14 protein-coding genes and 1 pseudogene are annotated in these 20253 nt (G+C 42.9%); 4 read left to right on the top strand and 11 right to left on the bottom strand.

Annotated features, from left to right (window positions below):
- Nucleotides 1-472: 472 nt before the first annotated feature.
- From ABJH64_RS02755 to ABJH64_RS02775, 5 genes are all read right to left on the bottom strand, one after another.
- Entirely contained in the window at nucleotides 473-1633 is a 1161-nt protein-coding gene (locus ABJH64_RS02755) for an efflux RND transporter periplasmic adaptor subunit (protein WP_348276271.1), read from the bottom strand.
- On the bottom strand, nucleotides 1633-5961 hold the full coding sequence (locus tag ABJH64_RS02760) for a CusA/CzcA family heavy metal efflux RND transporter (protein ID WP_348276270.1): 4329 nt from the start codon (nucleotides 5959-5961) through the stop codon (nucleotides 1633-1635). Before ABJH64_RS02760 ends, ABJH64_RS02755 begins: the two co-directional genes overlap by 1 nt.
- A gap of 82 nt (nucleotides 5962-6043) precedes the next feature.
- Entirely contained in the window at nucleotides 6044-7414 is a 1371-nt protein-coding gene (locus ABJH64_RS02765) for an ATP-binding protein (protein ID WP_348276269.1), read from the bottom strand.
- A complete protein-coding gene (locus ABJH64_RS02770) occupies nucleotides 7411-8079 on the bottom strand; it encodes a response regulator transcription factor (protein WP_348276268.1) in 669 nt (222 codons plus the stop codon). Before ABJH64_RS02770 ends, ABJH64_RS02765 begins: the two co-directional genes overlap by 4 nt.
- A gap of 393 nt (nucleotides 8080-8472) precedes the next feature.
- Nucleotides 8473-9735, bottom strand: a complete 1263-nt coding sequence (locus ABJH64_RS02775) for a PepSY-associated TM helix domain-containing protein (RefSeq protein ID WP_348276267.1) — start codon at nucleotides 9733-9735, stop codon at nucleotides 8473-8475.
- Nucleotides 9736-10294: 559 nt separating this feature from the next.
- On the opposite strand from ABJH64_RS02775, the gene ABJH64_RS02780 reads away from it, so the two are divergent.
- A complete protein-coding gene (locus ABJH64_RS02780) occupies nucleotides 10295-11065 on the top strand; it encodes a DUF6503 family protein (protein WP_348276266.1) in 771 nt (256 codons plus the stop codon).
- A 9-nt stretch (nucleotides 11066-11074) separates the two neighbouring features.
- Here the strand turns inward: ABJH64_RS02780 and ABJH64_RS02785 are convergent, their stop codons facing one another.
- Nucleotides 11075-12055: an alpha-E domain-containing protein gene (locus ABJH64_RS02785; protein ID WP_348276265.1), complete on the bottom strand. Its 981-nt coding sequence runs from the start codon at nucleotides 12053-12055 to the stop codon at nucleotides 11075-11077.
- A 176-nt stretch (nucleotides 12056-12231) separates the two neighbouring features.
- Nucleotides 12232-13656: a circularly permuted type 2 ATP-grasp protein gene (locus ABJH64_RS02790; protein ID WP_348276264.1), complete on the bottom strand. Its 1425-nt coding sequence runs from the start codon at nucleotides 13654-13656 to the stop codon at nucleotides 12232-12234.
- Nucleotides 13657-13917: 261 nt separating this feature from the next.
- Here ABJH64_RS02790 and ABJH64_RS02795 point away from each other — a divergent pair, with 261 nt between their 5' ends.
- Complete coding sequence (locus ABJH64_RS02795; protein ID WP_348276263.1) at nucleotides 13918-14823, top strand: YitT family protein; 906 nt, start codon at nucleotides 13918-13920, stop codon at nucleotides 14821-14823.
- Nucleotides 14824-14967: 144 nt separating this feature from the next.
- Here the strand turns inward: ABJH64_RS02795 and ABJH64_RS02800 are convergent, their stop codons facing one another.
- The 4 genes from ABJH64_RS02800 to ABJH64_RS02815 form a co-directional block, all read right to left on the bottom strand.
- Nucleotides 14968-15273, bottom strand: coding sequence for a nucleotidyltransferase domain-containing protein (locus ABJH64_RS02800; protein WP_348276262.1), 306 nt, complete (start codon nucleotides 15271-15273; stop codon nucleotides 14968-14970).
- A 9-nt stretch (nucleotides 15274-15282) separates the two neighbouring features.
- Nucleotides 15283-15681 (bottom strand): nucleotidyltransferase substrate binding protein, encoded by a 399-nt coding sequence (locus tag ABJH64_RS02805; RefSeq protein WP_348276261.1) that lies wholly within the window; start codon nucleotides 15679-15681, stop codon nucleotides 15283-15285.
- A gap of 136 nt (nucleotides 15682-15817) precedes the next feature.
- Nucleotides 15818-17878 (bottom strand): methionine--tRNA ligase, encoded by a 2061-nt coding sequence (gene metG / locus ABJH64_RS02810; protein WP_348276260.1) that lies wholly within the window; start codon nucleotides 17876-17878, stop codon nucleotides 15818-15820.
- Between the two features lie 93 nt (nucleotides 17879-17971).
- Nucleotides 17972-18604, bottom strand: coding sequence for a TetR/AcrR family transcriptional regulator (locus ABJH64_RS02815; protein ID WP_348276259.1), 633 nt, complete (start codon nucleotides 18602-18604; stop codon nucleotides 17972-17974).
- 179 nt (nucleotides 18605-18783) lie between these two features.
- Here ABJH64_RS02815 and ABJH64_RS02820 point away from each other — a divergent pair.
- Both ABJH64_RS02820 and ABJH64_RS02825 read left to right on the top strand, forming a co-directional pair.
- Nucleotides 18784-19119 (top strand): annotated as a pseudogene (locus ABJH64_RS02820) (type II toxin-antitoxin system RelE/ParE family toxin).
- Between the two features lie 4 nt (nucleotides 19120-19123).
- Nucleotides 19124-19423 carry a helix-turn-helix transcriptional regulator gene (locus tag ABJH64_RS02825; RefSeq protein ID WP_348276258.1) on the top strand — a complete coding sequence of 100 codons (300 nt, stop codon included), beginning with the start codon at nucleotides 19124-19126 and terminating at the stop codon, nucleotides 19421-19423.
- The last annotated feature ends 830 nt before the right edge of the window (nucleotides 19424-20253 follow it).

Here is a 20253-nt window from a genome sequence, read left to right on the forward strand (position 1 = left end):
TAAAATTAGTGGTAGGTCTGCCGACTGCCGCCGTGGTTTGTGTCTTCACAAACCCCAATAAAAAAAATCTCAACAAACAGCCTGTTTTTTTAAACTTCCTGCACTTTCTCCAAACCCCGCATTTCGTATGGGGCTATACATGGTTCGATCCTTTCAGAATCATAAAATGACTTGGGATGACCTCCGGCTAAAGTGGAGGCAGATGAATATCGAAGCAAGAAAATAGATATTTGGCTTTTATGTGATCTATGTTTTCTATGTAATTCAAAAAATACTTTTCCTCGTTTGGCGAACCCTCCTACCCTTGATTTTCAGCCGTTTGCCCAAAACAAGGGCTATAATAAAATCTCATCATTGATGCTGTCTGCCGTTCATTTCGGCAAAAAATGTCTAGCCCCTACAAACCAATAAACACCAACAACAAATTTCAACCCAGTTGCGCACTCCGCGTGACCTTTGCGGCTACAAAAACCTATGGCAATAAATTAAACCCACCATGAGTCAAGAGTAGTGTGTTTTCATCTATTCCTTCAGTTAGCAAAAGCTCAATTGTATCCTCACTTTCCAAACCTGTTTTCACAGCTACTTTCTCTAGCTTATAGCCAGCTTCCGTCTTTTCCCGCTGCACCAACACATAGCTTTCTCCTCCTGACACCACCACAGCGGTGGCTGGAACCACCCAAGCTTCCTTAGGGTCTAGGATAAGTTTGGCTTCGATAAACATCCCCGGCACCAGCAGCGCCTCCTCTTCTCTACTCGACAGATCAGCATGAACAGTAATCTGTCGATCCTGATTGATCGACTGACCCACCATCTTCACCTCAGCGGTCAGTGTCTTCCCCGGCGAATCAGGTATAGTGAGCGTCACCCGCTGTCCTATGTGAATACTTGCAGCATCTTTTTCAAAAAACACCAACTCTACATGAAGGTGATCCTTGCTGATTAGCGTCATTGCTTTGCCTCCTACTGCCAAAAATGAACCTTGTACCAAATGTACCCCGTCCACAAATCCTGAAATTGGAGACAAAACAGGAACTTTGGAACGGATATTTTCAGGTTTCAGCTTATCCGTATTGATGTTGATCAGCGCCAACTGTCGCTTGAGACTCTCTGCTTTAGCTTGGGTTCCCTGATAATCCGCCTCTGCCTTCAGGAAATTCTTCTGTGCTGATATTTTTTCCCCGAAGAGGGTTTTCTGACGTTCATATTCTGCCTCCAAATAAGCGAGTTGGCTGGTAGCTTCCAGATAATCCTGCTGCAGTCGAATGAAGTCGGGGTTTTCCAAATAGAAAAGCGTTTCACCCTTTCGCACGGGCTCGCCCTCCAGCTTACTCAAGCCACTGACATAACCGCCGAAAAAGGCCGAGATCTCCTGAATCCCCTCAGTAGGAACTTTTACCATACCCTGCACCGCTACTTCTTTTGAAAACTCTTGGATCTTGGGACTTCCCCAAGCCATATTCATGGTCTCAAATTGTAGCTGGGAAACGCTGATAAATGGACCAGAGGAGGTCCCAGCCTCCACTTCCACTCCGGTGGTTTCAGATTCTTCAGAACCTGAGCAGTGGACAAAAAGAATACTGCTAGCCATCAGGGAAGCGTTGAGTAAGGATTTTATGAGTAAGTTCTTCATCAGTTCAGAAGGTAATTGAGTTCCAAAATGGTTTGTTGATAAGCAAATTTGCTTTGTAGGTATTGAAGGGTGATCGTTCTGGAATTCTCCAGTAGCTGCACATATTGTAGAAAATCAATTTCCCCCTCCTGATAAGATCGTTGCGCTTGCTGCAGAATTTGCTGCGAAAGTGATTTGCCTTCAGCCTCGTAATAAGCAATCACCCGTACGTTTTGATCGAGTTGACGCTGTAGCTGCTGAGCCCGACTTTCCAATTGATTTTGGTAGTGCTGAGCCTCTAGGAGAATTTTCTCTTGCTGGAACTCACTACTTTTCACACTGGCTTTTTGAGCACCAAAAAACAAGGGAAGCGATATCCCAGCATGGAAACCAGGATAAACTTTGGCATTTTCTCCTGGGTTTGTCCCCCGAAACACTTCCAAATTGATATCTGGAAGCATCTTTCGCTTTTCTGCCTGAATCTGAAAGGTAGATTGACTGATGGCACTTTCGTAATACGCTACTCCCGGATGTGCCGACCAATCCTCCGGCAACTGGGAATCCAGAGATATTTCTTCCTGAGAGAGAGTCAGCTCACCTTCCCAATTCAGTAGGAGTTTCAGCTGATCCAAAGCCATCAGGTGGTTCTCAGTAGCCTCACTTTTCTTCAGCCCAATCTCCTGACGCTTGCCATCGGCGGTAAGTTTTTCGAGGTAGTTGCTCTCTCCAGTTTCAAATTTCCGGGAAGCGGCTCGGGAAAATTCCCCATAAAGGGAATCCAGGTAAGCGTAATTTTCCATCAATTCCTGCCAATAGAGAACTTCGATAAACGCTTTGCTCACCTCTCCCCGCATGCGTCGCTTTTCTAGATCCAGCTGACTGAGCTGCATTTCTGCTTCCGCTTGCAAAGCGTTTTTCTGCGCGCCATATAGCGTAGGAAAAGCCAAGCTCTGACTTATCCCCCACTTTCTGTTATAAATCCCGTTTTCGGCGATGTCATTTTTGTCTTCTGCATAATACAGATTCGTTTTATCGAGATTCCAGCCTTGCCCAATCTTGGCATTAGCCATTTCCAAGGACTTATCCGCGGCTTGTATGGTCAGGTTTCGCTTCATTCCTATTTCCACGGCTTGCGCCAAAGTGAGTGGCGTTTCTTGGGCTGATGCAGCCATAGACGTCAGCGAAATAAGAACCAAGGAGCTCAGAACTTTCTTCGAAAAGGAAGAAGGTGAAGCTCCTGACTTAGTTTTGAATAAAACATACAGCACCGGTAGCACAATCAAGGTCAAAATAGTAGCAGAAATCAATCCTCCTACCACCACAGTAGCCAAGGGTCTTTGTACCTCCGCTCCCGCGGAACCCGAAATCGCCATAGGCAAAAATCCCAACGCAGCTGCTGAGGCGGTAAGCAAAACAGGTCGCAATCGCTCCATTGCCCCTTTAATTACCAGTTCTTTGAGGTTGGTGTACTGAGCTTCCATAGATTTGAAGTGTTCGATCAACACGATGCCGTTGAGTACGGCTATGCCGAAAAGCGCGATAAATCCCACGCCCGCTGAGATACTGAAAGGCATATCCCGCACCCAGAGCAAAATCACTCCTCCTATCGCTGACAGCGGAATAGCCGAATAGATCATCAGCGCATCGCGGGTGGAGGAGAATGCAAAATAGAGGAGGATGAAAATCAGAAATAAGGCAATAGGTACAGCGATCATCAAGCGATTTCGGGCTTGCTGCAAGTTTTCAAACTGTCCGCCGTAATCCACGCGATAACCTTCTGGTACGTCTATTTGATTGGTGATTATACCACGGATATCATCCACCACAGATTGAAGATCGCGATTCCTTACGTTCACTCCGATCACTACTCTTCGCTGCGTATTGTCACGGGAGATTTTCGCAGGGCCTTTGGTATAGCTGATTTTGGCAAGCTCTGAGAGCGGAACTGAACCGCCATTTGGCAGCTGAATAGAGGCTTGCTCCAGATTTCGGATATCCTTTCGGAAAGGCTCCGCAAACCGAACCACCAGATCAAATTGTTTTTCCCCCTCAAAAACCTTCCCCGCACTCATTCCTGCAAACCCCATAGTGACCACCTCATTGAGGTCAGAGATATTCAACCCGAACTTGGCAATTTTGCCTCGGTCGTATGCTATTTTCATCTGCGGCAAGCCATCTACTTTTTCCAAAATTATATCAGCAGCACCCTCCACTCCTTGAATAGCAGCTTCAATTTGTTCTGCAGTTTGGAGCAAAACATCCAAATCCTCCCCAAAAACCTTAATCGCCAAATCAGCTCGAACACCCGTGATCAGCTCATTGAAGCGCATTTCTATAGGCTGGGTAAATTCGAACTCCATTCCCGGAATCACTTCCAGTACCTCTTTGAATTTCTCTGCCAGCTCATCCTTAGTCTCCACAGTGGTCCACTCGGAGCGCGGCTTTAGGGTCACGATCACGTCACTTTCCTCCATAGACATAGGGTCAGTGGGAATCTCCGCCGCGCCGATTCTAGTCACGATCTGATTCACTTCTGGAAACTCCATGAGAATTTTTTCTATCTGAGTGATGGTTTCTACTGTATTGGTAAGGGTAGTTCCTGTTTTCAAAAAGGGCTGAATCACGAAGTCGCCTTCATCCAGCGTAGGCACAAACTCAGAACCCATGCTCATAAAGAGCAGAATAGTTCCTGCCAAAAGTGCAAATGCGGCTCCCAGTACTGCTTTGGTGTGATCCAAAGCCCAAATAATCGCCGGTTGATAAATCTTGTTTATTCCATTGATGATTCGGGTAGAAACGTTCTTTGGGCCTGGGGGAGTAGTTTTGAGAAAAAGGGAAGAAACTACCGGGACGTAGGTGAGTCCCAGAATCATAGCTCCTATCAAAGCAAAGGAAAACACCTCTGCCATCGGGCGAAACATTTTCCCCTCCACACCAGTCAGAGATAATATCGGGATAAAGACGATGATAATGATAATCTGCCCAAAAACCGCAGAATGCATCATTTTGGAAGCTCCTGTGAAGGCTATCTCATCTTTCTTTTCCTGACGCTGAGTCTTAGAAAGCCCAACCAGCTGATGATGAGATCGGGTAAACTGGAAGGCGATGAATTCTACGATAATCACGGCTCCATCGATGATGATCCCAAAATCTATCGCTCCCAAACTCATCAAGTTGGCATCTACGCCAAAGAGATACATCAGTGAAAGGGCAAAAAGTAAGCTAAGAGGAATCACCGATGCTACCACCAAACCTGACCTGAAATTGCCCAATAGTAATACCACCACAAAAACAACGATCAGACAGCCCAGAATCAAGTTCTCAGCGATCGTGAAGGTGGTCCGGCCTATCAATTCAGAACGATCTAAAAAACCATTGATAACGATGCCTTCTGGGAGGGAAGTTTTCATCTCTTCCAAGCGTTCTTTTACTCGGTCTATGGTTCCTTTGGAATCCGCACCTTTCAGCATCATCACCTGACCGAGCACTTTTTCCCCTTCCCCATTGGCCGTGATCGCACCGAATCGATTGGCATGCCCAAAGCCTACTTCAGCAATATCTCTTATGTAAATCGGTGCACCATTTCTCTTCTCCACCACTATATTCCCGATATCCTCCAGCGTACTAACCAACCCTTCACCACGGATGAAAAAGCTTTCATTTGTCTTTTCTATATAGCTTCCACCTGCTATGGAATTATTTTTCTCCAGTGCATGAAAAACCTCAGAAAGTTCAATCTGCATTCCTTTCAAGCGCTCTGGATTGATCGCCACCTCATATTGCTTCAGAAAACCTCCCCAGGTATTCACTTCCACCACACCTTCTATTCCTGAAAGCTGACGGCGGACCACCCAATCCTGAATCGTCCGAAGATCAGTGATGTCGTAGGTCTCCTCATAGCCGGGCTCGACATCGATGATGTACTGATATATTTCACCCAGTCCCGTAGAGATAGGGCCCATGATCGGAGTACCAAAACCTGCAGGGATACTTTCCTCAGCGATCTTGATCCGCTCAGCGATGAGTTGCCGAGGGAGGTAGGTTCCCATTTTATCTTCGAAAACAATCGTCACCACCGAAAGCCCAAACTTAGAAACAGACCGGATCTCGATAACTCCGGGAAGGTTAGCCATTTCCAGTTCCACGGGATAGGTCAGATACTTTTCTACATCCTCTGTAGCCAAGTTTCTGGAAGTGGTGATCACCTGTACCTGGTTGGTGGTGACGTCAGGCACTGCGCCTATCGGCAAATTGCTCAATGCAAAAATTCCAAACCCTACCCATGCGGCTATAAAAATGAATACGATAAGCTTATTAGCTATACTCCAGTGTATAATGCGATCTAACATGTGAGCGAGGGTGATGAGTTACAAAAATGGCTTCAATAGCGCTCATCACCCGAAAAACTCCCTTAAGATTGCCTTAAATCTCTCAGTTAAAAATCAATCGAAAGGAACTGCCCAGGCCTTTTTCACTTTCCACTTCCACCTGGATATCAGACTCAACGGCAAGCTTTTTCACGATAGCCAGACCAAGCCCTGTTCCTGGGACAGAATGTCCAGTTTGGTCCAATTCTCTGTAGAACGGATCGAAAATCTTCGCCAGCGAGTCCTTGGACATGCCTTTTCCAGCATCACTGATTTGTATGAAGGATGCGCCTTCATGATTTCCCACCTGTAGTTGGATTGTGGTTTTTGGAGCAGAGTATTTTACTGCATTCCCAACCAGATTGGTCAGAATTATCTGTAACGATTTTTCATTGACCTGAGTGTAAAGCGGCGTGGCTAGATTGGTCTCAAAGTCAATTTTCCTTCCTGTTTCTTTCTCGGCTTGCTGCGCAAAATCCCGAGTAAATGAAATTAACTCCACATCCTCCCTACTCATCTTGCCTTTGCCCACACGAGCCAGTGAAAGTAATTGCTCAATCATCTCAGACATACGATCAATACTTGCCAGCGCCATTTTGATCTTTTCTACGTATTCATCCGTTTCCCTTGGCTTGCGGATGAGCACTTCCAAGGTTCCCCGCATCACCGCCAGAGGTGTTCTCAATTCATGCGAAGCGTCTGAGGTAAATTGTTTTTCCCTGATCAGCGACTGCTCCAACCTGCCCAACAGCCCATTAATCGACCGAGTCAATTGGGCTATTTCATCATTTGGCTCAGTCACCGGAATCCGTTCATTCAGATTACTTTGGGAAATCAGGTTAGTTTTTAAAATGATTTGCTGAATTGGCTGGATACTTTTTCCCGCCAAATACCGCATGGCAAGAAATAAGGAAATCAATATCCCAGGGTAGAGCAGAAGAAGGATATTTCGCAGGTTGGTGAGTAATTCTCTCGCATCCTCAAATGACTTCGCTACCAACATGTAGCCTTCTTGCTTTCCAGCGTGGTTGAGCGGAATTTGCATCTGACGAACTTCCCGACTCCCGGTTTTCAGGGTCCAAGCTTCGCCTTTTTTAGCACGATCGGGGTAGAAGCTAAGTCTATTTGCACCCAGGTTAGGGGATCTATCCATGGACTTGCCTTGCATGTCCACGATTTCGATGAAGATCGGATTGAGCTGGATTTGGCTATGCTCCTGCTCCTGCCATTCGTCCTTGTGTACGAAGCGAATTTCTCCATTCACCAAAAAAATTTGACCCACGTGCTTGTCAGTCTCCAGCTGAAGTTCCCTATCTATGCTTTCAACCACCGTGAAGTTAACCACCAAATAGATGATCGCGAAAACCACGAGGACGATCAAGGCCGTGACCAAAGTCAACCTACGAGCGATGCGTTCTTTATAGGAAACCATCATAACTCCCTGGCGATATAGCCGATTCCACGAATCGTCTGTATATAATCTTCACTGGTGGTGAATTGAAGCTTTTTGCGAAGGGAATTCATAAACACGTCAATCACGCCCGTGTTGTATTCGAAGTGAATATCCCAGACATCTTCGATGATTTGAGTGCGACGACAAATCTGATTTTTATTTTTCATCAGGTATTCCAGCAGTGCAAACTCCTTTTGCGTAAGTGGCACTTCCTCGTTGCCACGCAAGACTAAATGCCGATCGGTGAAAAGTGTGATCGGACCCAACGTATATTTCTCTTCCAAAACCTCTTTGCCTCGCAGTTGGACACGTATCCTTTCCAGTAATTCTTCGAAATGAAAGGGTTTTTTGATGTAATCATTGGCTCCGGACTGAAGCCCGGCAATGGTCTCCTCCACAGTGTCCTTTGCCGTCAAAAAAATGACCGGTGTGTGCGCATATCGCGCTCTGAACTCTCGGCAAACCTCCACACCGCTTTTCAATGGTAGCATCCAGTCAAGCAGCAACAGATCATATGCTCCACTTAGGGCATGTTGAAGCCCTTTTTCACCATTTTCGGCCACGTCCACAGCGAAAGATTCTTCTTCTAAACCTTGCTTCAAAAATCCAGAAATACCCGGTTCATCTTCTACAACTAGAATTCGCATGTTTGATTTATTTTACCACAGATAGCTCAGAGGTTTAGCAGAGGACGCAGTTAACTTGTTGAGAGCTCGAAAAAGTTACCCCTTTTTCTTCTTACTCTTCAAATCTCTGTCAAGATTGTTTGCTTCGCAAAAGTTAGCAAATCAAATCAAGCTCGGTACTTGTTAGTCTTAAGATTCTCTTAAAGTTTCTTGAGAAAACTGCAAGAACGGCCCTCATTTAGAAGACATTTGCATTAAATCAAACCATTGAGATTTGATAGGGAGCTAAGGAATTTTGATTCTAAAAATCAATAAGATCAGCTTGTGTAGAAGCAGGTCAACCACAAGCTGCCCGCTCCGCGTAAAACTCCGCGTAATAAAAAAACCTTCCACATCCAGAAGGTTTTCAATTACTTAGGCCATTTCAGCTATTCGGTCTTGGGTTGGCTTCGCCTGGTTTGGTTTCTTCTTTGCAGGTTTTTTCTTACGCTTGTTCCACCAGATCAGCGTACCGGTGATCGGTAAGGAAGTCGCAATCAGGCAGGCCACAAACCATAGAAATTTAGAGAACTGCCCAAAGATATCCCCCGTGTGAAGGGACTTGACCGACCGACCAATCTGCTGTCGGAAAGGTAAGTCAGAGAACAAATTCGCTTCCGTAACAGATAAATCTGAAGTTGACAGAGTCAATTGATCAGAGCCAGATCGGGCAAAAAACCCTGTTTTATACTTGCTCACAGCGATGGGATCGGAGGAAGTGGATGGAATTGAAACCCTGATATTTCCTTTATAAGGAAGCTCTTGATTGGTTTTAGTGAAAATATCTTCCAGAGAGAAAGACGCGAGATTAACTTCTTCTACGGGTGCAATAGCCTCAGGCTGCTGTTCAGTTTTAGCCGTTTTTTCATTTTTTGCATTGGGCTCCTGGTAAGTATCCCAGGTTTTTTGCCAGCCTTCTCTATACCAAGTATAAGACCAGAAAGGCCCTGTAGCTGACATGATGAATAAAAGTATAAGCGAGTAAAATGCCAGCGTGTTGTGGATATCGTGATTGACACGCTTCCAGTTACCTGACCATTTGATTTTGAGGCCTTGTTTCCAGCTTTTCACCTTATTTGGAACCCAAATCACAATACCCGTGATGACTCCCAAAAGAAAAAGTAAAGTAGCTACGCCATTTATAAATCTACCAAGATCTCTATTAGAGATGCTTTCCAAGATAGGCGTCTCCACCCTATCCAATAGCAGCCATCTGTGCAGGCTGAACATGTAACCCATGAATTCGGCAGTCTGAGTTTTGTCCGAGGTATTCCCGAGAATCTCTGCCGAATACGGGTTTACAAAATAAGTATTTCCTCTACCCTCTTCACCTTCTTTCTTCAAGGTAAATTGCACACTGCGATCAGACTCTTCATTCCACATCAAACCTACAACTGAAGACTCCATAGTTTTTTCTAAAGAACCCTTCAGCTCATCTGCAGACATGCGATTTCCTGTCTCCTCCACAAAATACAGTTCCGAATCCATGAACTCGCGAATCTCCGTGTTGTACACGTAAATCGTCCCACTGAAGCAAACCGCAATGACCACTAAACCAGAAATCAATCCAGCATACAAGTGTATTTGGTCAAAAATATTTCTGATACTTTTCCAAGTGGATGATTTCTTGGGTTGCATAGAGTAGTTAGTTTATTAAGACTGAAAATAAATACCAGCTCAAAAGTAAAAAAGATTTTTATTATTTAGATTTAATCTAAGAAAGAATTGAAAAAAATTTAATAGGATTATCCGTTTTTCTACCAGTAAGGTGGAATAAGCAAAGTAGCAAATGTTAAACTTAAGAATTGAGGCCGCTTCGGTCTTTCACCCAGATAAGCAAAGAATACAGGGTGACTGGCATTATTGCTGATGATCATAAAATATAATTATCCACCATCTTATCAGCACCAAAAATTCTTTGTACGCAGGGACAGAATACCGATACTCAAAGCCGACTCAATTATAAACTTGATTTAAATTTTTATAACGCTCTAGACCTTTAACTGACAACAAACATGAGATACCCCTATAAATCATGATTTACTGACTTACCAACTCAAAAGCATATAATGCCCATCAAAGCTGCTTGGCAAATATGCAGCTAGTGTACCTGCCCTCATCTAACGTCCAAAATGAACTCCTGAGAATTGGTCAGTTCTTCTTTTCAGCCTAACTTGAAAATTCAAATAACCTTCCAATGCGCAAAACCATCTTATTCCTCAGCTTCACAGCACTTATATTTTCTCTCTTCTCCTGCCAAAAAACAGCTAAAAAACCTCTTCCAGAGCTCTCGCCAGAATTCACAGCAGTATTAGAAGCACATGGGGACTGGCAAAAATGGTACTATGCCAAGGCACAGAGCTATGCCATGATCCACGAGACTCTGATGATCACTGAGAGCTCTTTTGTAAATCTAGAAAGCAGAAAAATCAGGATTACCAATCCGGAATTTGAAATTGGTTTTGATGGGAGCCAGACTTGGGTAAGTCCAACTAGAGAGGCGTACAAAGGTAGGTCGGTGAAATTCTACCACAACTTGTACTTCTATTTTTTCAATATTCCCTTTGTGTTCACAGACCCAGGAGTGACTGTGGCGCAAGTGGAAGATAAGACAGTCAATGGACAAAAATACAAGACACTGGAAGCCACTTTTGCTCCGAATACAGGTGCAAGTCCAGATGATCAGTATTTTATGCTCATTAATCCTGACAGCCAGCGATTGGAATATCTTCTTTACAGTGTATCGGACAGCAATAACCCCAACCCTCCTCTCAATGCCTTGAAGTATGAAGACTACCGGAACTCTGATGGGGTGTTATTCCCGCGGATTCTTACGGGTTTTACCTACGAAAATGACTCAACAAAAAGCATACGCTATCAGGTGAGTTTTGACGATCCGCTCCTACTGGATGAGGAGTTTGAGTCATCTATTTTTGAAAAACCGGGAAAGGGAGTTTTTGCTGATTAATCGCGCTAATCAACTTTGACTTTGAGACTGATGAATGTGATTGTCCTTGATGGTAAAGAAATTAGCATCCACTTCGAGTGATATACTGTTAATTTTCAGCTGGAGGTTGTCCAAATATTCGTGTAAGCCAAAGTTGATGATTTCTCCAACTTCTGCAAATTCCAACTTGGAGCGAAGTTCACCCATAGCTTTTTCGGCTGAGTTCAGGTAGCCACCTCCTAAGTTGCCCGAAATGTTATGAAGACATTTTTCAGCTTCTTTGAGGCAGTAGTAAATAGACCGAGGAAAGTATTTATTCAGCACCAAAAACTCGACAACACAGGAAGGATCGATATTTCCATACAATCTTCTGTAGGTATTAAAAGCAGTCACTGACTTTAAGAGTGCCATCCAATGTAGGAAATCCAGCGGTGTGCCAACTTCCTGATCCGATGGAAGGAGGATATGATATTTCACATCCAATATTCGAGAAGTCTTATCCGCTCGCTCTAGGAATTGTCCCAGTTGCCTGAAGTACCAGCCGTCCACTCGCGCCACCGAACTATCTGCTATACCATATATCAATAGAATTTGATTTTTCACTTTTTCAAAAAATGGTCTTGGATCTTCCTTCTTCCATACCTTTTTCTCCAAGCCTTCCTGCATCATATAATACAGTTCGTTGGCTTTTTCCCAAGTTTCCTTACTTAGGTTTTCACGTATGATTCGGGCATTTTCTCGGGCAATGGTGATGGCAGAGAGCATGGAATTAGGGTTTTCAGCATCAAAACCCAGGAAAAACAAAACTTGATTTTTCTCATACCCTGAGAATTTCTGCTCATAGATAGCCAAGTCCCCAGTAGCGGCAATCAGCGGATGCCATTGTTCTTTGAGGTCAATCGGCAGATCCTGCATAAGGTTGAAATTTACATCAATAAATCGCGCATAATTCTCCGCACGCTCCAGGTATCTTCCCAGCCAATAAATACTATTTGCTACTCTACTTAGCATATTCTTTCTGTTTAAATATATGGTGTATCCGCATTTGCCTTAGTAAAAGTCCAAAAGCGATTTAGTACATAGTGAACAAGTGCAATGAGGGATCTTCCGTTGTTGCTCCTCATCGGCCTCCCCAACTGTTAGACAAAGTAGATTGGATTGCGGCATAACAGACCAAGACAAATAATTTAATACAAAACCCAAGTATCCTTACTTCCGCCACCTTGTGAACTGTTCACTACCAGCGAGCCTTTCTTCAAAGCTACTCGAGTCAGCGCTCCAGGAATCACCTCTATCTCCTCTCCGTACAAAATATATGGCCTCAGATCCACATGTCGTCCACTGATTCCTTCCTCAGTAAGCGTAGGAACTGTGGAAAGAGAAAGCGTAGGCTGAGCGATGTAATTTGTAGGGTTATTCTTGATCAGTTCGCGAAACTTCGCATGCTCCGCTGCGTCAGCCTTAGGACCAATGAGCATCCCGTAGCCTCCGGCGGCATTTGTTTCCTTCACTACCAACTCCTCTAAGTGGTCTAGTACATATTGTCTGTCCTTTTCCTCCCTGCAGAGGTAAGTCGGGACGTTGTTCAGAATTGGATCTTCATTTAAATAGTACTTAATAATTTGGGGAACGTAGGCATATACTGCCTTATCATCCGCTACACCAGTTCCAGGAGCATTCGCCAGAGCAATATTCCCTGCTTTATACGCTTCGAAAAGACCAGGAACTCCCAGCATAGACGCTGGATTGAAGGTCTCTGGATCTAGAAAAGTATCGTCGATCCTACGATAAAGCACGTCAATTTGCTGCAAGCCTTTGGTTGTCTGCATATACACGCACTTGTTTTCCACAATCAAATCCACTCCATTCACTAGTTCTACTCCCATTTGCAAAGCGAGATAGGAATGCTCGTAATAAGCGGAATTGTAGATTCCAGGTGTTAGGACTCCGACCACAGGTTTTGGCTTATCTGATAGATTCTGAAGCATGCGAAGCAGCTTGGTCGGATAATTTGAGACCGGCATCACTCCTTTTTGATTGAAGATATCCGGGTAAACGCGCTTGATGATTTCCCTGCTTTCGAGCATGTAAGAGACTCCCGAAGGGCACCTGAGGTTATCCTCCAAAATGTAATATTCCCCATCCTTCGCTTTCACCAGATCAGTTCCAGTGATATGGCACCAAATCCCTTTTGGAGGTGTAAGACCTATACACGGCTCGAGGTAGTCCTTACTTTTCAGAATCAACTCAGACGGCACAATTCCATCCTTCAAAATTTTCCGCTCATTGTAAATGTCCTGAAGAAACAGGTTGAGTGCTTGGGTGCGTTGCTTGAGACCTGCTTCCAGTTTTTTCCATTCTGAGTTGGGAATAATCCTGGGAATAATATCTAAATGGAGAATTTTCTCTCTTCCCTGATTGTCATGATAAACATTGAAAGTCATCCCCATAGAGCGCTGGGTCTGATTGGCAGAATGCTGGAGCTGATTCATTTTGCGAGAACTTGTCTTTTTGAGATGGCTAAATATCTCATTGTAGTGCTCTCTAATCTCACCTCCATCCGTGATCATTTCGTCGTAATGTTCTCCTGCATTGTATCCGTCGGTCTTCATAGTGTGATCATATTTAAAACAAGCTTCAAAAAGATAATGTAAATTGAGTTATTGTCAAAAATTTAAAGGTTTAAGCTAGAAATAAATACCAAAAAGTGAATTAAAATCAATTTTATATAAATATTTGACTAATTAGTTGTCAATTCAATAATCTAGCTTTCATCCCAAGTTTTACTACAACTCCCCATAAGATAAGTAATTATTATTGGTTTGGAATGGTAAGCAGACCTCACAGTTGATGAAAAAATTCTATTTTCGGCCATGGTTAAGAGACTATTAAACATTCAAGACAACGAACTAATTAAGCGCATCACTATCTGGAATCAGATTAAGGACGGGGTTTTCATCGCCATAGGAGTAGTGATGGCTAGTATTGGTCTGAAAGGATTCCTACTACCCAACGGTTTCTTTGACGGAGGTGCTATGGGTATGTCACTTCTCCTAGAGATGCTCACTCCTGTGAACCTCTCCTTGCTGATCATCCTGGTCAATTTGCCTTTCATCTTGCTAGGCGCCAAGCAAGTTTCTGTACAATTTGCTATCAAGAGTACGCTTGCAATCTTTGCCTTAGCCCTTTTAGTCCATTACATAGAAGTGCCGGCAATTACCGCTGACAAGCTCCTGATCGCTGTTTTTGGAGGCTTTTTCCTAGGTAGCGGAATTGGTTTCGCTATCAGAGGTGGTGCGGTGATAGATGGTACGGAAGTACTGGCGATATCCGTGAGCAGGAGATCTAGCCTCACCGTAGGTGACTTTATCACTGTTTTCAATGTATGTTTATTTATTGTAGCAGCGATTTTTGTGGATTTGGAAACAGCCATGTATTCCATGCTGACCTACTTTTCAGCTTCGAAAACTGTCGATTTCATCATCAATGGGGTAGAAGAATATCTAGGTGTGATGATCATGTCGCCTTTGGCATCAGATATCAAGCAGATGATTTCTTACGATCTCGGCAGAGGTGTCACTGTCCTGCGATCTGATGGAGGATATGGAAAAAACGCTGAATCCATGCCAGATAGGAAAGTGTTATTCTGCGTCATTACCAGACTAGAAGTGACCAAGATGCTGGTGGAAATTCAAAAAATTGACCCTACGGCTTTTGTGATTCAATACCCTATCAAGGATACCAAAGGTGGGATGATTAAAAAAAGGCCGTTGCATTAGACTTTAGTAGCTAGACAATAGATTTTAGAATCAAGAGAAAAGAGCCAAGAAATTCGAATTAATTTCGACTTCTTGGCTCTTGAATCTAGAATCTTGGTTCTCAACTACTAATTCTACCTGAATGATGCTCTACTTTACAGAAAGTCATTCCTTTTTATAAAAGGTTTTTCCAACGCGACGAATATGATCAATCAGTTTTTCATTCTGAATTCGATCTAGACTTTGTAAATCAATTGTTTGAGGGAAATCACTTTCATTTAATTCTGAGATTAGTTCACCTAAGGTAAATCGATCAATCTCATGACCATCAATAACCAAATCCAAATCGCTTCTGCTAGTATAATTACCTTTGGCACGTGAGCCATAAACAAGTACATGGGCGATTTGTGGATACTTTTTGAAAATATCAATTAGAATATCCTTCGTTGAATTTGACAAGCCAAATTTCATCACTAAATCTTAAGATAATGTATCAAAAAGAGCAGAAAGTGCTGGAGAATACTTTTTCTGAATATCTGGAATCACCTCCTCCATTACAGCGAAATCATAGGTATGGCTGAGCAAATTTCGATCATTGATCATGTTTAGCCAGATTTCAATTTGATCAATGTATTTAGCTTTGAATGCCTCTTTCACAACCATTTTAGGAGAAATCTGTGTAAGAACTAGCCCATCTGACTCCATTCTATCCTTAAGCGTTTTCCAACCTAGCTCAAGCGTAAATTCAAATCGCTGAATAATTCCTTCTTTCTCCAACTGGGAAGTTTTAGCAAGATCAAGAGATTGGATCTCCTCCAAAAGTTTCACTGCTTTTGCAAAATTCTCAAACCTCTGTTTCCAAAGAATATCATTTTCCATACAGAAATCAATTTAAGGAATTATTTGATGTATGTTATAAATTGAGAAAGGGCGAATAATTGTTCGCCCCTTCCAAAATCTTGACTCTTGGTTCTAAATTCTCAAGTCTAGGTACTTGATACTTATGTCTTGCTACTTAAGAAATCGTCGATCCACTCGCTGTGCTTTCGTGCGGCACCAATAGCTTCAGCTTGCCGTCTTTGTCTTCGGCCATTAGGATCATGCCTTCTGAATCAATACCCATCATTTTTCTAGGCGCAAGGTTGATCAGCATCGTCACTTGCTTTCCTATCAAAAACTCCGGCTCGAAATGTTCTGCTACTCCACTCAAGACAGTTCTGTGACCTAAGCCTATATCCACTTTCAATTTGAGTAGTTTCTTGGATTTCGGCATCTTTTCCGCTTCCAAAATAGTCACTACGCGCATGTCCAATTTCGCAAAATCATCGTACGTGATTAGTTCTTTCATCGGGGCAACGGGTGCGTTTTCAGCTTCATTCATTTTCTTAGCATCTACTAGTTTTTGTATTTGTTTCTCCACCGTTTCATCTTCGACTTTTTCGAAAAGCAATCCCATCTCACCAAGGGAAGTTCCTGCTTTCAAAAGCTCGGACTGACCTGCTTCAGACCAGTCTATTTTTTCCATACCAAAGAGATCAACTAATTTGGCAGCAGTGAACGGCAAGAAAGGCTCTGATACAATCGCCAAATTAGCAGCGATGTTGAGCGCGATATTCATGATCGTCTCGGTACGCGCCTGGTCAGTTTTGAAAACCTTCCAAGGCTCCGTATCTGCCAGGTATTTATTCCCCAAACGAGCCAAATCCATCATTATGCCTAATGCCTCACGGAATCTGTAGCGCTCGATGGAGGAAGCGATTTTCTCAGGAAATTCCGCCAAAGCATCCAAAACCTCCTGATCATACCCTGTCAGCTCACCGCGCTGAGGAATGATTCCTTGGTAATATTTATGTGTCAAAACCACCGCTCTATTCACGAAATTCCCGTAAATCGCCACCAGTTCTGAGTTATTTCTAGTCTGAAAATCCTTCCAGGTGAAATCATTGTCCTTCGTCTCAGGCGCATTTGCAGTCAACACATAGCGAAGCACGTCTTGTTGACCCGGGAATTCCTCCAAATACTCATGAAGCCAAACGGCCCAGTTTCTGGAAGTAGAAATCTTATCCCCTTCTAGATTCAAAAACTCATTGGCAGGCACATTATCCGGAAGGATGTAATCTCCGTGCGTCTTCAGGATAGCGGGGAAAATAATACAGTGGAACACGATATTATCTTTTCCAATAAAGTGTACCAGCTTGGTGTCTTTATCTTTCCAGTAAGGCTCCCAATCAATTCCTTTCTCCGCAGCCCATTCTTTGGTAGAGGAAACGTAACCAATAGGGGCGTCAAACCAAACGTAGAGGACTTTGCCTTCAGCATCCTGCAATGGCACTTTGATTCCCCAGTCCAAATCACGCGTCATGGATCTAGCCTGCAATCCTTCGCCAGCCTCTAGCCAGGAACGACATTGCCCAAGCACGTTGTTTTTCCAATCTTCCGCGTGATCTTCCAGAATCCACTTCTTGAGGAAATTCTGATACTTCGCCAGGTCCAAAAACCAGTGTTTTGTTTCCATCAATACTGGTGTTCTTCCGCTTAGTTTTGACTTAGGATTGATGAGCTCTGTTGGGCTCAAAGAACTACCACACTTCTCACATTGGTCACCGTAGGCATTTGGATTGGCACATTTTGGACAAACCCCCTCGATGTACCGATCAGCCAAAAACTGATTGGCCTCCTCGTCATAATATTGCTTCGTAGTCTCTTCAATAAATTCGCCTTTTTCATACAGATCCTTGAAAAAACCCTGTGCCGTCTCATGATGAATAGGTGCAGATGTACGCGAATAGTGATCGAAACTAATCCCGAATTCCTGAAAACTGCCCTTCATGAGCTCATGGTACCTATCCACAATTTCCTGTGGAGTTTTGCCTTCTTTTTTCGCTTTGATGGTGATCGCTACTCCGTGCTCATCACTGCCACAGATGTAGGCAACATCTTTTCCTAAGCTTCGCAAAAAGCGCACATAGATATCGGAGGGAATGTAGCAACCCGCTAAGTGCCCAATGTGAAGTGGCCCGTTGGCATAGGGAAGTGCGGAAGTGACTGTATATCTTTTGAAATTGGTATTGCTCATCTTGGATCTAACATTCGGATTTATCTAGTCTGCCTCTTTGTGATGGTTTAGGCAGAATCAGGGCGCAAAGATAAGAAAATCGAATCAAGGCAATTAGGCATTCTCAAATTCCTTACGCGCCTCTTCGGTCAAAATCCCATTGTAAATGATCGAAATGGCTTGGTCATAAAGTGCCGCCGGCGGAATCTGCACACCCTTTTGAATAGACTCGGGAAATTTACCTATGAACTTGGGATCCATAAGGGATTGTACGGCAGTAGCATAGAGCAGCACTACCAATTGGATATTCACTGACGGGACTACCAACCCTTCCTTTTTTCCCTGTTCAAGTAATTTATTGAAACGGGTGTAAGCTGACTGGTTAATATACTGCGTGAGGTCTTCCCAAATATCGGGGGCGTGCTCGCGCAAGTCTTCGAATAGCTCTGGATTGATCGGCCCCAGCAAAGAAGCCATTACCGTCAAAGTAGATTTGAGTTTTAGGGGAAAAGAAATGTATCGATTATCCACAATTGCCTCCACCTTGGCGGTGAGCTTGGTTTTGGTCACCTCAAAGGACGCTCCCAGCAATTCCATTTTGCCGGGATAATACTTGTAAAGTGTTTTTTTGCTCATAGCTAATGCCTGAGCTATATCGTCCATGGTGGTTTGGCGGTATCCTTTTTGGAGAAAAAGTTTGTAGGCTGCCTCCAGAATTTTGGTTTCAACACTCGCTTTGTTTGGCATGAGGAAATGGGGATAACTATAAAAAAACAAAGATTCTAAATAATGGGAGGATTTGCAATTGAAATAGTTCTCGCAGCGGCGCGGCGACGTAATGTAATGGTATTAAAAATTCTCCCGAGAAGGCGGAATCTTTTTGGAAATAAAATTGAATTTGTTATCCTTTGAGATAACTTTGATTAATGAATAGAAAGATAATCTTTTACGAAAACCACTTCATTGAATTTTACCGAAAGCAAGACTTAAAAGTAAAAAGCAAAATTCAATAAGTTTTCGAATTGATTAAGCAAGTTGACCTTGTTCCCGAGAAATTCCTGAAACATTTAACTGGAACTAATGGACTTTATGAAATCCGAATTGAGGTTCAATCTAATATCTACCGCATATTTTGCTGCTTTGACGAGGGGCAATTGGTAATCTTATTCAATGGATTTCAAAAGAAATCGCAAAAGACCCCTCATAAAGAGATTGAAAAAGCAGAGCGGATTATGAAAGAATATTTTGATGGTAAAAACTAAAACTATGAATGACTATAAAAATATAAAAACATTTGATGATTTAATAGAGCTCGAACATGGAAAGATCGGCACTGAAAGTCGCAATCAGTACGAGGAAGGTGCTCAAATGTTCATCGTGAGTGAAATGCTCAAGTCAGCACGCAAAGAAGCCAACCTTACTCAGGAGCAATTGGCTGAAAAAGCTGGGACAAAAAAGAGCTACATCTCTAAGCTTGAAAATGGAAAAGGAAACATCCAGCTTTCTACATTAATCAGAATTTTTGAGCAAGGATTGAATAAGAAAATTGGATTGACATTTTTATAAACTAGCAAAGTCGTGGAATATACCGGCCTAAAGAATTTAATTTTTGCTCTGATTTTTGCATCAGTAACAGACAGAAGAAAGTGTTGGTAAATAAATAAAGCAAAACTTATATATACGCACATAAGCACCTATTTAATTCTCTATTAAATCCTTACTCTCCAATTTGAGTAAAACCTCTAAAAATAAAAAATAAGCAATAAAGCCCCTTGAGTGAATAGTGGCAAACCACTAGGCGGATGGCTTTGGGTTATCATGGTAATATTAATAGGCAGTGTATTTCAAATTTCAATCAGCGTGAATACAACCTTAAATGAATTGCTAGCTGATGATTGGAATTTGTATTTTCAAACTAAAGACGAGCAACTATATACAAGAATTAACATCTATGTTTACTTGATTCTTTCTTTGATAATAGGTCTTGGTATTCTTGTATGGAGTCTCGCTAATTTCTTTAAACGTAAAAAGGAAATTTCCTCCCTTATTTTTAGGACTGCTTGGCTATTTCATCTTGACTGAAATATTAAGGATCTACTTTATTGGCCACTACGCATCATTAACTGGGCAAGATGCTACTAACCTTGAAAGCGGACTTGCAAAAACTGGAATTATAGCAATGGTTGCTGGGCTGTATTTGAACAAAGGAAAACGTTCGCACCAAACCTTTGTTAATTAAAATCTCTCGCAATCTCATTGACCTTGTAACTACTGCTCAGAAGTACAGGATGGTCTGTGAGGACACAGAGAACGGTTGTTACAATAAAACCTTCGCGCCTTTCTTCGCGTCACTTTGTGGCTAAAAAATTCAACCGAACGTCAAAGCCGAAAATTCA

The organism is Algoriphagus sp. (assembly GCF_039969895.1).
In the GTDB taxonomy this organism is placed as follows: Bacteria; Bacteroidota; Bacteroidia; order Cytophagales; family Cyclobacteriaceae; genus Algoriphagus.